The 13,996-nt window shown below is 55.0% G+C and carries 11 protein-coding genes; all 11 read right to left on the bottom strand.

The genetic code is table 11. The features are described from left to right. The gene (gene secA, locus ACH0WD_RS10625) at positions 1–2,706 is read right to left on the bottom strand and encodes a preprotein translocase subunit SecA (protein ID WP_000905756.1); all 2,706 of its coding nucleotides are present in this window, start codon (positions 2,704–2,706) and stop codon (positions 1–3) included. 61 nt (positions 2,707–2,767) lie between these two features. Then, positions 2,768–3,265: a secA translation cis-regulator SecM gene (secM, locus tag ACH0WD_RS10620; RefSeq protein WP_000014336.1), complete on the bottom strand. Its 498-nt coding sequence runs from the start codon at positions 3,263–3,265 to the stop codon at positions 2,768–2,770. A gap of 278 nt (positions 3,266–3,543) precedes the next feature. Next, on the bottom strand, positions 3,544–4,461 hold the full coding sequence (gene lpxC, locus ACH0WD_RS10615) for a UDP-3-O-acyl-N-acetylglucosamine deacetylase (protein ID WP_000595487.1): 918 nt from the start codon (positions 4,459–4,461) through the stop codon (positions 3,544–3,546). Between the two features lie 100 nt (positions 4,462–4,561). Next, positions 4,562–5,713, bottom strand: coding sequence for a cell division protein FtsZ (gene ftsZ / locus ACH0WD_RS10610; RefSeq protein ID WP_000462785.1), 1,152 nt, complete (start codon positions 5,711–5,713; stop codon positions 4,562–4,564). 60 nt (positions 5,714–5,773) lie between these two features. After that, a complete protein-coding gene (gene ftsA, locus ACH0WD_RS10605; protein ID WP_000588463.1) occupies positions 5,774–7,036 on the bottom strand; it encodes a cell division protein FtsA in 1,263 nt (420 codons plus the stop codon). Further along, complete coding sequence (gene ftsQ, locus ACH0WD_RS10600; RefSeq protein ID WP_000075728.1) at positions 7,033–7,863, bottom strand: cell division protein FtsQ; 831 nt, start codon at positions 7,861–7,863, stop codon at positions 7,033–7,035. Before ftsQ ends, ftsA begins: the two co-directional genes overlap by 4 nt. Position 7,864: 1 nt before the next feature. Beyond that, on the bottom strand, positions 7,865–8,785 hold the full coding sequence (locus ACH0WD_RS10595; RefSeq protein ID WP_000763903.1) for a D-alanine--D-alanine ligase: 921 nt from the start codon (positions 8,783–8,785) through the stop codon (positions 7,865–7,867). Then, entirely contained in the window at positions 8,778–10,253 is a 1,476-nt protein-coding gene (murC, locus tag ACH0WD_RS10590; protein WP_001096072.1) for a UDP-N-acetylmuramate--L-alanine ligase, read from the bottom strand. Before murC ends, ACH0WD_RS10595 begins: the two co-directional genes overlap by 8 nt. Before the next feature lie 118 nt (positions 10,254–10,371). Further along, positions 10,372–11,439 (bottom strand): undecaprenyldiphospho-muramoylpentapeptide beta-N-acetylglucosaminyltransferase, encoded by a 1,068-nt coding sequence (murG, locus tag ACH0WD_RS10585; RefSeq protein ID WP_000016613.1) that lies wholly within the window; start codon positions 11,437–11,439, stop codon positions 10,372–10,374. Then, the gene (ftsW, locus tag ACH0WD_RS10580; RefSeq protein WP_001239803.1) at positions 11,436–12,680 is read right to left on the bottom strand and encodes a cell division protein FtsW; all 1,245 of its coding nucleotides are present in this window, start codon (positions 12,678–12,680) and stop codon (positions 11,436–11,438) included. Before ftsW ends, murG begins: the two co-directional genes overlap by 4 nt. Further along, positions 12,680–13,996: a UDP-N-acetylmuramoyl-L-alanine--D-glutamate ligase gene (gene murD, locus ACH0WD_RS10575; RefSeq protein WP_000796440.1), complete on the bottom strand. Its 1,317-nt coding sequence runs from the start codon at positions 13,994–13,996 to the stop codon at positions 12,680–12,682. Before murD ends, ftsW begins: the two co-directional genes overlap by 1 nt.

Below are 13,996 nucleotides of genomic sequence, written 5' to 3'. Positions count from 1 at the left end.
TTAGCTCAGGCGACCGTGACACTGTTTGTATTTCTTACCGGAACCGCAAGGGCAAGGATCGTTACGTCCAATCTTACGTTCGCCGGTTTGGGCGGCCAGATCGGCAGCCACGGCGGCATCGTCATCCTGATGGCTTAACTGCTGCATCTGCGCCAGGCGCTCCGCCTCTTCGCGACGCTGCATTTCCATCGCTTCGACCTCTTCAGGCATACGTACCTGGACTTTGCTCAGGGTACTGATCACTTCATATTTCAGCGATTCCAGCATCGCGGCGAACATAGCGAAGGATTCGCGCTTGTATTCCTGCTTCGGATCTTTTTGCGCATAGCCGCGCAGATGAATACCCTGACGCAGGTAATCCATCGCCGCCAGATGCTCTTTCCACAGGGAATCGAGCGTTTGCAGCATCACGCCTTTTTCGAAATGACGCATCATTTCAGCGCCAACCACCTCTTCTTTACGCTGATACACCTCGATGGACTGCGCCAGGATGCGCTCACGCAGCGTCTCCTCATGCAGCTCCGGCTCTTTATCCAGCCATTCGGCAATCGGCATCTCCAGGTCGAAGTCGTTTTTCAGGCGTTCCTGCAAACCCGGGATATCCCACATCTCTTCCAGCGACTGCGGCGGAATGTAGGCGTCGATAGTCGCCTTAAAGACATCTTCGCGAATGCTGTTAATGGTGTCGCTCACGTCAGACACATCCAGCAGTTCGTTACGCTGGGTATAAATTGCACGGCGCTGATCGTTCGCCACATCATCATATTCCAGCAGTTGCTTACGAATATCGAAGTTACGGCTTTCTACTTTACGCTGCGCGTTAGCGATAGCTTTCGTCACCCACGGGTGCTCAATCGCTTCGCCCGGCTTCATCCCCAGTTTACGCATCATACCGGAGACACGATCGGAGGCGAAAATACGCATCAGCGCATCTTCCATCGACAGGTAGAAACGGGAAGAACCCGGATCGCCCTGGCGACCGGAACGGCCTCGCAGCTGGTTGTCGATACGGCGGGATTCATGGCGCTCGGTGCCAATGATATGCAGACCGCCGGCAGCCAGAACCGCGTCATGGCGTACCTGCCAGTCCGCTTTAATCTGCGCAATCTGTTCTTCCGTCGGCGCTTCCAGCGCGGCGACTTCCGCCTGCCAGCTACCGCCCAGCATAATATCGGTACCACGACCCGCCATGTTAGTAGCGATAGTGACCGCCGCTGGATAACCAGCCTGCGCAACGATGCCTGCTTCGTTGGCGTGGAATTTTGCGTTCAGGACGTTATGTTTGATGCCCGCTTTGGTCAGCTCTCTGGAGACCACTTCAGATTTCTCGATAGAAATCGTCCCGACCAGCACTGGCTGACCGTTCGCGGTACGCTCTTTAATATCTTCGATAATGGCCTGGATTTTTTCCGCTTCGGTCATGTAGACCAGATCCGGCAAATCTTTACGGATCATCGGACGGTTGGTCGGAACAACGACGGTGTCCAGCTTATAGATAGAGCTAAATTCGAAGGCTTCAGTATCCGCCGTACCGGTCATACCGGCCAGCTTTTCATACAGACGGAAGTAGTTCTGGAAGGTGATAGACGCCAGCGTCTGGTTTTCATTCTGAATTTCAACGCCTTCTTTCGCTTCTACCGCCTGGTGCAGACCGTCAGACCAGCGACGCCCCTGCATGGTACGACCGGTATGTTCATCAACAATGATGACTTCGCCGTCTTTCACAATGTAATCCACGTCACGGGTAAACAGCGCGTGCGCGCGCAGCGCGGCGGTGACGTGATGCATCAGCATAATATTGCCAGGCGAGTAGAGCGACTCGCCTTCATCCATAATGCCTTCTTGCACCAGTAGCTCTTCAATCAGCACCAGACCGCGTTCGGTCAGGTTAACCTGGCGCGCTTTCTCATCAACGGAGAAGTGGCCTTCGCCCTGGAAAGTGTCAGAATCTTCTTTCTCCTGACGAATCAGGTGCGGAATGATTTTGTTCACTTTTTTGTACATTTCCGAGCTATCTTCCGCCGGGCCGGAAATAATCAGCGGCGTACGCGCTTCATCGATCAGGATGGAGTCGACTTCATCCACCAGCGCATAATGCAGTTTACGCTGCACGCGCTCTTCCGGGCTGAATGCCATGTTGTCGCGCAGGTAGTCAAAACCGTATTCGTTGTTAGTGCCGTAAGTGATGTCGGCAGCGTAAGCTTCACGTTTGGCTGGCGCAGGCATACCTGGCAGGTTGATACCAACGGACATACCGAGGAATTCGAATAGCGGACGGTTGTTTTCGGCGTCACGCTGCGCCAGATAGTCGTTCACGGTCACCACATGAACGCCTTTGCCGGACAGCGCGTTCAGGTAGGCTGGCAGGGTTGCGGTCAGCGTCTTACCTTCACCAGTACGCATTTCGGCGATACAACGATCGTTGAGCACCATACCACCCAATAGCTGAACGTCGAAGTGACGCATCCCAAAGACGCGTTTACTGGCTTCACGCACCACCGCGAACGCTTCCGGAATCAGGCTCTCTACGCTTTCGCCTTTTTCAATACGGGCGCGAAATTCGTTGGTTTTCGCTTTCAGTTCGTCATCGGAGAGTTTTTCCATCTCCGGTTCCATCGCATTAATAAGGCTGACGGCCTTACGCATACGACGCAGCGTACGATCGTTACGGCTACCGAATACTTTGGTTAATAATTTGATTAGCATAATAAAGTCTCAAATGCCCCGCGCCGCGGAGCTACAAATAAAGTAAAAGGGTCTTTTTTCGTTAGCTGAGACGTTGCGGACCGGCGCGGATACCCTGCGCCTGACTTATCCAGGCCGGGATGCTAAATGCGGTTTGTGGCGCAAAATACGCCAGGGAGAGGCGGCGAACAATCGCCGGCGGCGTGCCCTCCTGCGTGAGCATCGCGCTGAGCGTATTCAGTAAGGCGATATGATGCGCCTGTAATGGCGACGGCGCGTCGGCAACGGGCAGCGTTTGCGGCGCCATTGCAAAAGAAAGGTGGCGAATCACCGTGCGAATAGCGTGCTGATGCCAGTAATCTACGGTGAAATTGGGACGACGGTTAGAGGCTTCTAACAGCGCAAGATGGCTAAAGTTAACTTTAGACGCGGTGCTGGCGGTCGTCCTTGCAGGCGTATTGGTTTCAGCGGCGTTACTGAGCGCGGGCAAACCAAAACTCGCCGCGACCATCCCTAATAAGAGATGCGGCCAGAAGTATCGTCTGCCTAACTGTCGCCAGCGCGTCAGTATTCCACTCACGTCATTGCCACCTGATATGCCCCTCATGGGCTTACGGAATCAAAACAATTTGCGCACAAATCTTATCATTAAAGCGTACGCGCTACAGCAGTAATGACGAGAAGCTAAGGTGAAAATCGGCTAAGAAAACAGCGAACGCGCCGTGTTTCCATTTAACCCTGTCAAAATGGCTGTATTAAGGAAAGCGCAGATAAAGGATAGTAAAAAAAACGACTGGCTCGCCTGGCCGGAGAGAGTGCCAGGTTAACCAGTCGAATTTTATACGACAGCGTATGTCGTTATGCCAGTACCGTCGAAGGCGCTTTGAAAGCCAACGGCAGTTCTGCGTCGTCCTGGAAGGTCACAAATTCCCAGGCTTCCTGTTTTGCCAGGACTGCCTGTAACAATTTGTTATTCAATGCGTGACCGGATTTATACGCGGTAAACGCACCAATAATATTGTGACCACACATGAACAAGTCACCGATCGCGTCGAGCATTTTGTGACGAACGAATTCATCTTCAAAACGCAGGCCGTCTTCGTTCAATACGCGATAATCGTCAACAACGATGGCACAATCGAAGCTGCCGCCCAGGCACAGGCCGCGGGACTGCAGATATTCGATATCACGCATAAAACCGAAGGTACGCGCACGGCTGATCTGGCGCATGAACGCATCCGCAGAGAAGTTCATCGCGTAGCGCTGGCTGCTGGAATCGATCGCCGGATGGTTAAAGTCGATGGTGAAATCCAACGTAAAACCATTGTACGGTCTGAATTCAGCCCATTTATCGCCATCTTCAACCCGAACAGTCTCTTTGATGCGTACGAATTTTTTGGCGCAGTTCAGTTCATCAATACCGGCATCAAGCAGCAGGTAGACAAACGGAGCGGCACTGCCATCCATGATCGGGATTTCCGGGGCATTAACCTCAATAACGATGTTATCGATACCTAAGCCCGCCAGAGCAGCGTTCAGGTGCTCAACGGTTGAAATCCGTACATCATGCTCATTCACCAGACACGTACAGAGCATGGTATCACGCACAGATTTGGCATCGGCCGGGAAATCTACCGGTGGATTCAAGTCGGTGCGACGATAGATGACCCCGGTATTGGCCGGCGCAGGGCGTAATGTCAGGGTGACTTTTTTGCCGGTGTGTAAACCGACGCCAGTCGCCTGAACGATACGTTTAAGTGTCCTTTGTTTGATCATCGTATAATCTCGCCAAATTACCTATCCAACCGAAGTGTACTATACATTCGGCGGGCCAGTTTAGCACAAAGAGCCCAGAATCCCAAATTCCAGCTAATTCTTAATCAGCTTGCTTACGCAGGAATGCGGGGATATCCAGATAATCCGGCTCTTTCGCCGCCTGTGGTGTATTGTCGTTAACCACTTTCGCGACCGTTTTTTGCTCCTGCGTCAGCGGCGCCATACCGTGCTGCTGATAACGATCCAACACCGGCTGCTGCACCTGTTTATTGGTGACCAGAGTGATTTCCGGACGTTTGTCCATACCAATACCGGTCGCCACTACCGTCACGCGCAGTTCATCATTCATATCCGGGTCCAGAGAAGTACCGATAACCACGGTGGCGTTATCCGACGCAAACGCGCGAATGGTGTTGCCGACGGTTTCAAACTCGTCCAGACGCAGGTCGAAGCCCGCCGTAATGTTGACCAACACGCCGCGCGCGCCGGACAGATCGATATCTTCCAGCAGCGGAGAAGAAATAGCCATTTCAGCCGCTTCTTCCGCACGATCTTCACCGCTCGCCACGCCGGAGCCCATCATTGCGTAGCCCATTTCAGACATCACGGTACGCACGTCAGCAAAGTCGACGTTCATCAGGCCCGGGCGGGTGATCAGCTCTGCGATACCCTGAACCGCGCCTTTCAGCACGTCGTTAGCCGCGCCGAACGCGTCGAGCAGGGAGATGCCACGGCCCAGCACTTTCAGCAGCTTGTCGTTCGGGATGGTGATCAACGAGTCCACATGCTTGGACAGCTCGGTGATACCCTGCTCCGCAAATGCCATGCGCTTTTTGCCTTCAAAATTGAAAGGCTTAGTCACCACGGCAACGGTCAGAATACCTAAATCTTTTGCCACTTCAGCAACCACTGGCGCCGCGCCGGTTCCGGTACCGCCGCCCATGCCTGCCGCGATAAATACCATGTCTGCGCCTTCAAGCGCCGCACGCAGCGCTTCACGGTCTTCGTCCGCCGCGTTACGACCGACTTCCGGGTTAGCGCCGGCGCCCAGACCTTTGGTAATGCCGCTACCAATTTGAATGGTCTGGCCAACCGCCGTTTTACGCAACGCCTGAGCGTCGGTATTCACCGCGAAGAATTCAACACCTTCGATGCGCTCGCGCACCATGTGTTCAACAGCGTTACCGCCGCCACCACCGACGCCGATGACTTTAATCACCGCGTCGTTGGTTAGTTCCATAGGTTCAAACATAATCTCTCTCCGTCATGTGCCTGTCGCCTGAGGCCGTAATATCTGGCGGCCTCATAAAAATTAAAACTCTTTTCGCAGCCAGCTATTAAGTCGCTTGATCCACGAGCCAACTGATGCCGTAACACGTTTTTCCACTTCTGCTTCACCGTTTAAGTGGGACTCTTTCCCGTAGTGAAGCAAGCCCACCGCCGTTGAGTAATACGGCTCCTGGGCATAATCCGTCAGACCGGTGATATTCAGCGGCGCGCCGATACGCACCTGCGTATGAAACACGCGCTGAGCGCAAGCAGCAAGCCCTTCGATTTGCGCCGCGCCGCCGGTTAACACAATCCCCGCCGCCAGGTGATGTTTTACCCCTTGTTGGCGAAGCTGTTCCTGTAATTGCAATATCTCTTCGTTGACCAGATTGAGCAGCTCGGTGTAACGCGGCTCAATCACTTCCGCCAGCGTCTGACGTTGCAGGCTGCGCGGCGGACGCCCGCCTACGCTCGGTACTTCAACGCTTTCGTCTTTACCGACAATGGAACCCAGCGCGCAACCGTGGCGAACTTTAATGGCTTCAGCATCGCTCGGCGGCGTACCAAAGGCATAAGCGATATCGCTGGTCACCACGTTCCCCGCGTAAGGGATCACTTTGGTATGACGCAGCGCGCCGCCAGTATAAACGGCGATATCCATTGTACCACCGCCGATATCCACGACACAGACGCCCAGTTCACGTTCATCTTCCGTTAACACAGAATAACTGGCCGCCAGTCCGGCAAATATCAGTTGGTCAACTTTCAGACCACAACGTTCAACAGCTTTGACAATGTTTTTTGCCATATCGTTGTGGCAGGTAATCAAATGTACTTTCGCCTGCATACGCACGCCGGAAAGACCGACCGGATTTTTAATGCCTTCCTGGTAGTCAATGGCGTACTCCTGAGGAATCACATGCAGCACGCGATGTTCATCGCGCACGCGCACTGACTTCGCAGTATGCACGACGTTTTCCACATCTTCTTGCGTCACTTCCTCTTCGGAAATGGGCACCATACCAATTTCATTCTGACAGCTAATATGTTTGCCGGAAAGCGCCAGATATACCGAGGAGATCTGGCAATCGGCCATCAATTCCGCCTGGTCAATGGCGCGCTGAACGCATTTCACCACTGACTCAAGGTCATTCACCCCGCCTTTATCCATACCCCGCGATGGGCAACTGCCCACGCCAATGATATTGACCATACCGTCGGGCAGAACTTCCCCTACTAAAGCGGCAACCTTCGCGGTGCCAATCTCCAGTCCTACTACCAGTTTTCTGTCCGTCGCCTTGATCATTGTTGTTCTGCCTGTGCCTGATTCTGTTGCTGATTAGATTCCTCAGGGGGGAGCGGCGCCCAGCCAACTGCCGCACCTGAGTCATAACGCAAATCAACGTAGCTAATCCGTTTGCCATCGGTTTGCGCCTGCTGCTGTAAAACCGGATAGAGTTCTACAAAGCGAGCCAACCTTTTCATCGTATCGCCCCTGCCGAGATTGAGCTTAATGCCGTTATTAAGCGTCAATTGCCAGGAGCGACGTGCGGTCATCGCCGCTTCCTTTAGAGTGAATTTATCCTTAGCCAGCACCTGCCCCATCTCGCGGTATCCCTGCAACACTTCACTCGCGCTGCCTTCCGGGCCATACAACATGGGTAAAACCTGTTTGCCGATGCGGTCTGACGGCACGCTGAAGGTGTTCCCTTCAGCATCGACCATATGTTGATCATTCCAACGCGCAATCGGCACATATTCAACCAGATGAATCTTCAATTCATCAGGCCACTGTTTTCTGACGCTGGCCTGTTTAATCCACGGCAAACGCTCAATCTGGCTCTGGATAATGTTCACATCCTGCGTCATGAAGGTTCCCGGCGCGCCCAGAGCCAGTATCGCCTGACGGATATCATCATTACGCGTGTAGTGACGCTCGCCGGTTAATACCAACTTTGATAACGGTAAACGCTGCGCATCTTCCATCCACCCTAACACGACCCACCCGCTAACAAACACGGTGCACAGTACCGTCAGCAGGAATAAAATTCCTGCAAGACGCGTTCCATTATTGCGGCGTGAAGAAGGCGTCTCTTCATCACTGTTTCGCGTGTTCAGCGCAGCCTGCGACATATCAGTCCGCCAACTCCAGAATTCGTACCACTAACTGCGAGAAGCTCATTCCCGCCTGACGCGCCGCCATCGGCACCAGACTATGGCTGGTCATCCCCGGAGAAGTATTGGCTTCCAGCAGATAAAACTGACCATCGCTGTCCAGCATGACGTCAATACGCCCCCATCCCGTGCAGCCTAAAGCTTTCCATGCCTGCAGGACGAGAGACTGTAGCGCGGCTTCCTGGGACGCTTCTAAACCGGCAGGGCAGAAATACTGAGTCTCATCAGAGAGATACTTCGCCTCATAATCATAGAAGGTTCCTGCCGGTTGGATACGAATTGACGGTAAAATTTCTTCGCCAACTATCGCCACCGTAAATTCCGGACCGCACAGCCATTTCTCAATCAGTATTTCGTCATCATGCTGAAAAGCCAATGATAACGCACCCTGTAAAGCATTTTCTTCTACTACTTTCGTCATACCGACGCTGGAGCCTTCACGGCTGGGTTTGACGATCAGCGGTAAACCCAGCGCCGAAATTCGCGCTTTTTGTTCTTCGCTAAGGCCTTTTTCAAACTCAGCGCGCGTCAGCGCGACCCACGGCGCAACCGGTAAGCCTGCGCCCTGCCACAGCAATTTACTGCGCAGTTTATCCATGGAAAGCGCCGAGGCCATCACGCCGCTACCGGTATAAGGCAGGCCGAGCAGTTCAAGCATTCCCTGTAAGGTGCCATCTTCACCGCCACGGCCATGCAACGCAATAAAGACCTTCTGAAAGCCCATTGCTTTAAGCTGCGCGACATCGACCTCTTGCGGATCGACGGGATACGCATCAATGCCGCCTTCACGTAGCCCGGCCAACACTGCCGCGCCGGAATTTAACGAAACGTCCCGCTCCGCAGAGGTTCCGCCCAACAGGACCGCGATTTTATCAGCCATGTTGCTCTTCCTCCTGGATTTGCGGCTTCAGCTTGATTTCAGATAAGTAACGCGCAATTTTGCCAACATTTCCTGCGCCTTGCACTAATATCAAGTCGTTACCCGTCAGCACCGGCGCTAACATTGTCGCAACCTGAGCCGGATCGGAAACCAGAATCGGGTCAATTTTTCCCCGATTACGAATCGTGCGACATAAAGAACGGCTATCCGCGCCCGGAATCGGCGCTTCGCCCGCCGGGTAAACGTCCAGCATCAGCAGCGCATCGACCTGGGTCAGCACATTGGCGAAATCGTCATACAGATCGCGCGTGCGCGTGTAACGGTGCGGCTGAAACAGCATCACCAGGTTTTTATCCGGCCACCCTGCTCGCGCAGCTTTAATGGTGGCGTCTACTTCAGTCGGATGATGGCCATAATCATCCACCAGCATCGCCGTCCCGGCTTTACCATTCACCGGCTCAAGCGGGAACTCGCCGAGGAAGTCAAAACGACGCCCGGTCCCCTGGAAGCTTTCCAGCGCGCGCAGGATAGCGTCATCGTCGATGCCTTCTTCGGTCGCTACCGCCACTGCCGCGGCGGCATTCAGGGCATTGTGGCGACCCGGCGCATTCAACGTGACATGCAGATCCGGCATTCCCTGGCGCAACAGCGTAAAGTGCCCCTGCGGCCCTATCTGCTGATAATCTTCTACGCGGACGTCAGCATCCTCGCTAAAGCCATACGTCGTGGTCTGACGCCCCACCCGCGGCAGCAACTCGCGGATGACCGGATCGTCGACGCACATTACCGCGCGACCGTAGAACGGCAGGTTATGCAGGAAGTTAATAAACGTCTGCTTTAAATTTTCAAAGTCGCCATGATAGGTATCCATATGGTCGGCTTCGATGTTGGTGACGATCGCGACCATCGGCTGCAAATGCAGGAAGGATGCGTCGCTCTCATCTGCCTCGGCAATCAGGTAACGACTATGGCCCAGACGCGCATGAACGCCTGCGGCTTTCACCAGTCCGCCATTCACGAAAGTCGGGTCCAGCCCCGCTTCGGCATAAATACTGGACACCATCGCGGTCGTTGTGGTTTTTCCGTGCGTCCCGGCAATGGCGATGCCGTGGCGAAAACGCATCAGTTCCGCCAGCATTTCCGCACGGCGAATAACCGGAATACGCGCTTCATGCGCCGCGACAATTTCCGGGTTATCCGCGGAAATTGCGCTGGAAACGACGACCACGCTGGCATCACGCACATTTTCCGGACGATGGTTAAAGAAAATCGTCGCCCCCAGGCTCGTCAACTGCTGGGTCACCGGATTCGGCGCTAAATCGGAACCACTGATCTGATACCCTTCATTGGCCAGAACTTCGGCAATACCGCCCATACCAGCACCACCGATGCCGACAAAGTGAATGTGCCGAACGCGACGCATTTCGGGCACGATGGAACGCAGTTTTGCCAGTTGTTGTGTATTCATTCTTTACGCCATTAACTCCAATACCCGCCATACTTCAAATTGCAGATGCGTTGGCTTGCCTGCAACCCAAATTATTGAGGGTAGAAAAACCCTGCGATGCAAAAGGCACCGCCACAAATTATGTCCGGGCAACCCGGCTGACTTCACTGGCGACGCGTTCGGTAGCATCCGGAATGGATACCGCGCGGGCACGCTCCGCCATGGTTAACAACGCCTCGCGCGACCACCCCGCCAGGGTGTCGGCGACAGCCTCTACAGTAAACTGCGGCTGCTCAAAAATCTTAGCTGCGCCGGCGTTTTCTAACGGCAGCGCATTCCAGTACTGCTGCCTGTCTTTATGCTGAAACGGCACGAATATCGCCGGTAATCCGGCGGCGGCGATCTCGCTCACCGTTAAAGCGCCGGAACGACATACCACCACATCCGCCCACGCATAGGCGGCGGCCATGTCATCGATAAATTCCGTCACCTTATGCTGCGGTTGTCCCGCCCCGGCATATGCCTGCTCTACCGTGAGCTGCGCGCCTTTTCCGCTTTGATGCCAGATTGTAACCGTATCGCCCAGTCTGGCGGCAACCTGCGGCATCGTCTGGTTCAGGACTCGCGCCCCCTGAGAACCGCCGACCACCAACACGCGAATCGGGCCGTCACGACCGGCCAGACGCACCTGCGGCAACGGCAACGCCAGTACGTCGGTACGCACCGGGTTACCCACCACTTCCGCGTTCGGAAACGCACCGGGAAACGCCTGCATCACCGTGGTCGCGATTTTGGCCAGCCACTGATTGGTCAGCCCGGCGATACCGTTTTGCTCATGCAAAACGACCGGAATACCCAATGACCAGGCGGCAAGACCGCCGGGGCCGGAAACATAACCGCCCATTCCCAGCACGACATCCGGCTTAAACCGCTTCATGATCGCCCGAGCCTGCCGCCAGGCGTTAAAAATCCGCAGCGGCGCCGCCAGAAGCGCTTTTACGCCTTTACCGCGCAGACCGGAGATCCGAATAAAGTCAATGTCGATGCCATGCTTCGGCACTAAATCCGCTTCCATACGATCGGCGGTACCCAGCCAGCGAACCTGCCAGCCCTGGGCCATTAAATGATGCGCAACGGCCAGTCCCGGGAACACGTGCCCGCCGGTACCGCCCGCCATCACCATTAACCGCTTCGGTTGACCACTCATCGAGAACCTCGTGTAAACGCCTGCGCTTTTTCCAGACGCGTTTCATAATCAATACGTAATAAAAACATAATGGCCGTCGACATAATCAACAGACTCGACCCGCCATAACTGATCAGCGGCAGCGTAAGACCTTTGGTCGGCAGCATCCCCGCGGCCGCGCCAACGTTTACCAGCGCCTGGAAACTAAACCAGATACCGATAGAACACGCTAAAAATCCGGAAAAACGGTGGTCAATCTCCAATGCCTTACGGCCAATCGACATCGCGCGAAAAGCGACGAAGAATACCATTAAAAGCGCCAATACCACACCGATATAACCCAGTTCTTCCCCAATAATGGCGAAGATGAAATCGGTGTGCGCCTCCGGCAAATACTCCAGTTTCTGCACCGAATTCCCCAGCCCTTGCCCCCATATCTCACCGCGACCAAAAGCCATCAGCGACTGCGTCAGCTGATAACCGCTGCCGAACGGATCTTCCCAGGGGTTCCAGAACGAGGTAACGCGGCGAATACGATACGGTTCGGCGAGGATTAACAGAATCACCGCCGAGATGCCCATCCCGATAATGGCGATGAACTGCCATAATTTCGCCCCGGCGAGAAACAGCATCGCCAGCGTGGTGACAAACAGTACGACCACCGTCCCGAGGTCAGGCTGCGCCAGCAGTAACACCGCCAGCACCAGAATCACGCCCATTGGTTTTAAAAAGCCGCGCAGGTTATTTCGCACCTCATCAACCTTACGCACCAGATAGTTCGCGAGGTAGCAGAACAGCGACAGCTTGGTAAACTCCGCAGGCTGAATACGCAGCGGCCCCAGCGCAATCCAGCGCGACGCCCCGTTAACCGAGCTCCCGACAACCAGCACGATAAGCAGCATAATGATCGACGCAATCAGCATCGTCGTGCTGTATTTTTGCCAGAAGGTCATGGGCAAACGTAGCGTGACCATCGCCAGACAAAATGCCAGGAAGATATAGAGCGCATCACGTTTGGCAAACAAAAACGGATCGTTCGCCAGGCGCTGCCCGACTGGCATGGAGGCCGACGTCACCATGACAAAACCAATCGCCGCCAGCCCGAAGGTCAGCCATAGCAGCGTGCGGTCATACATGATCAGACTGTCGGCGTCTTTATCGCGCGAAGCCATCACCCAGCCTTTAAGCGCCGCAAACAGCCAGGCCAGGAGGCCAAAGCCTGGTACGCGCGGCATTCTCAGACGGGGGAGAGATAAACGCATCAACCTAACTCCTTCGCCAGACGGGTAAAGACATCGCCCCGTTGCTCAAAATTTTTAAACTGATCGAGGCTGGCGCAGGCGGGCGACAGCAGCACCATATCACCCGGCTGAACGCGCGGCGCCAGCAAACGCATCGCCTCTTCCATCGTCTCAGTCTGTTGGGCGATTTCCGGACGCAATGCGGCAAATTGCGCGCCATCGCGCCCAAAGCAATACAGGCGGATACGATCGCCGGTCAGATAGCGCGCCAGCGGAGAAAAGTCTGCCGACTTACCGTCGCCGCCCAGCAGCAGATGCAGCGTACCGTCCACATGCAAACCGTTTAGCGCCGCTTCGGTACTGCCGACGTTGGTCGCTTTCGAGTCGTTGATCCAACGTACGCCGTTATGCTCCAACGCCAGCTGGAAGCGATGCGCCAGACCGGTAAATGTCGTCAACGCCTTCAAACTGCTGGCGCGCGGCAGACCTACGGCATCCGCCAGCGCCAGCGCCGCTAACGCATTGGTATAGTTATGCTGCCCGGAAAGCTTCATCTCTTTCACGTTCAGCACCTTCTCGCCTTTGACTCGCAGCCAGGTTTCGCCCTGCTGACGATTAAGGTGATAATCACCCATATTGACGCCAAAGCTGACGCAGCGCTCATCGGCCCCGCGTACCGGCATCGTCAACGCGTCATCGGCATTCACTACGCACACTTTCGCCTTCTCGTAGACGCGCAGTTTCGCCGCCCGGTACTGTTGCAAACCAAACGGATACCGGTCCATATGATCTTCAGTGACGTTGAGCACCGTTGCCGCCGCCGCTTGCAAACTTGACGTGGTTTCCAGTTGGAAACTGGATAATTCCAGCACGTACAATTCGCGATCGGCATCCAGCAGCATCAGCGCCGGAAGACCGATATTGCCGCCAACGCCGACATTGACGCCCGCCGCTTTCGCCATCTCGCCCACTAAGGTGGTCACGGTGCTTTTGCCGTTCGAGCCGGTGATGGCCACAATCGGCGCTTGCGCTTCGCGGCAAAACAGTTCGATATCGCCGACAATTTCCACTCCAGCGCTCGCGGCAGCGCTAAGAGAGGGATGCGCCAGAGCAATACCAGGGCTGGCGACGATTAAATCCGCCGCTAAGAGCCACTCGTCGTTCAGGCCGCCAACGTGACGCTCAACCTCTTGCGGCAGCTTATCCAGACCCGGCGGCGTCACGCGAGTATCCATCACCCGCGGCGTCACGCCGCGGGCGAGAAAAAAGTCCACGCAAGAGAGCCCGGTTAAGCCCAGACCAATAATGACGACGTTTTTGTCCTGGTAATCAGCCAT

The sequence above is a fragment of the Salmonella sp. 2020_1395 genome (assembly GCF_043848115.1).
Taxonomy (GTDB): domain Bacteria; phylum Pseudomonadota; class Gammaproteobacteria; order Enterobacterales; family Enterobacteriaceae; genus Salmonella; species Salmonella enterica.
This window is presented reverse-complemented; position numbering and strand designations above follow the sequence as displayed.

Bases quoted from the DNA above. Each gene is read 5' to 3' on its own strand.
- murD (WP_000796440.1), bottom strand. From the start codon at position 13,996: ATGGCTGATTACCAGGACAAAAACGTCGTCATTATTGGTCTGGGCTTA.
- murG (WP_000016613.1), bottom strand. From the start codon at position 11,439: ATGAGTGGTCAACCGAAGCGGTTAATGGTGATGGCGGGCGGTACCGGC.
- ftsA (WP_000588463.1), bottom strand. From the start codon at position 7,036: ATGATCAAGGCGACGGACAGAAAACTGGTAGTAGGACTGGAGATTGGC.
- murC (WP_001096072.1), bottom strand. From the start codon at position 10,253: ATGAATACACAACAACTGGCAAAACTGCGTTCCATCGTGCCCGAAATG.
- ACH0WD_RS10595 (WP_000763903.1), bottom strand. From the start codon at position 8,785: ATGGCTGATAAAATCGCGGTCCTGTTGGGCGGAACCTCTGCGGAGCGG.
- ftsW (WP_001239803.1), bottom strand. From the start codon at position 12,680: ATGCGTTTATCTCTCCCCCGTCTGAGAATGCCGCGCGTACCAGGCTTT.
- secA (WP_000905756.1), bottom strand. From the start codon at position 2,706: ATGCTAATCAAATTATTAACCAAAGTATTCGGTAGCCGTAACGATCGT.
- ftsZ (WP_000462785.1), bottom strand. From the start codon at position 5,713: ATGTTTGAACCTATGGAACTAACCAACGACGCGGTGATTAAAGTCATC.
- ftsQ (WP_000075728.1), bottom strand. From the start codon at position 7,863: ATGTCGCAGGCTGCGCTGAACACGCGAAACAGTGATGAAGAGACGCCT.
- lpxC (WP_000595487.1), bottom strand. From the start codon at position 4,461: ATGATCAAACAAAGGACACTTAAACGTATCGTTCAGGCGACTGGCGTC.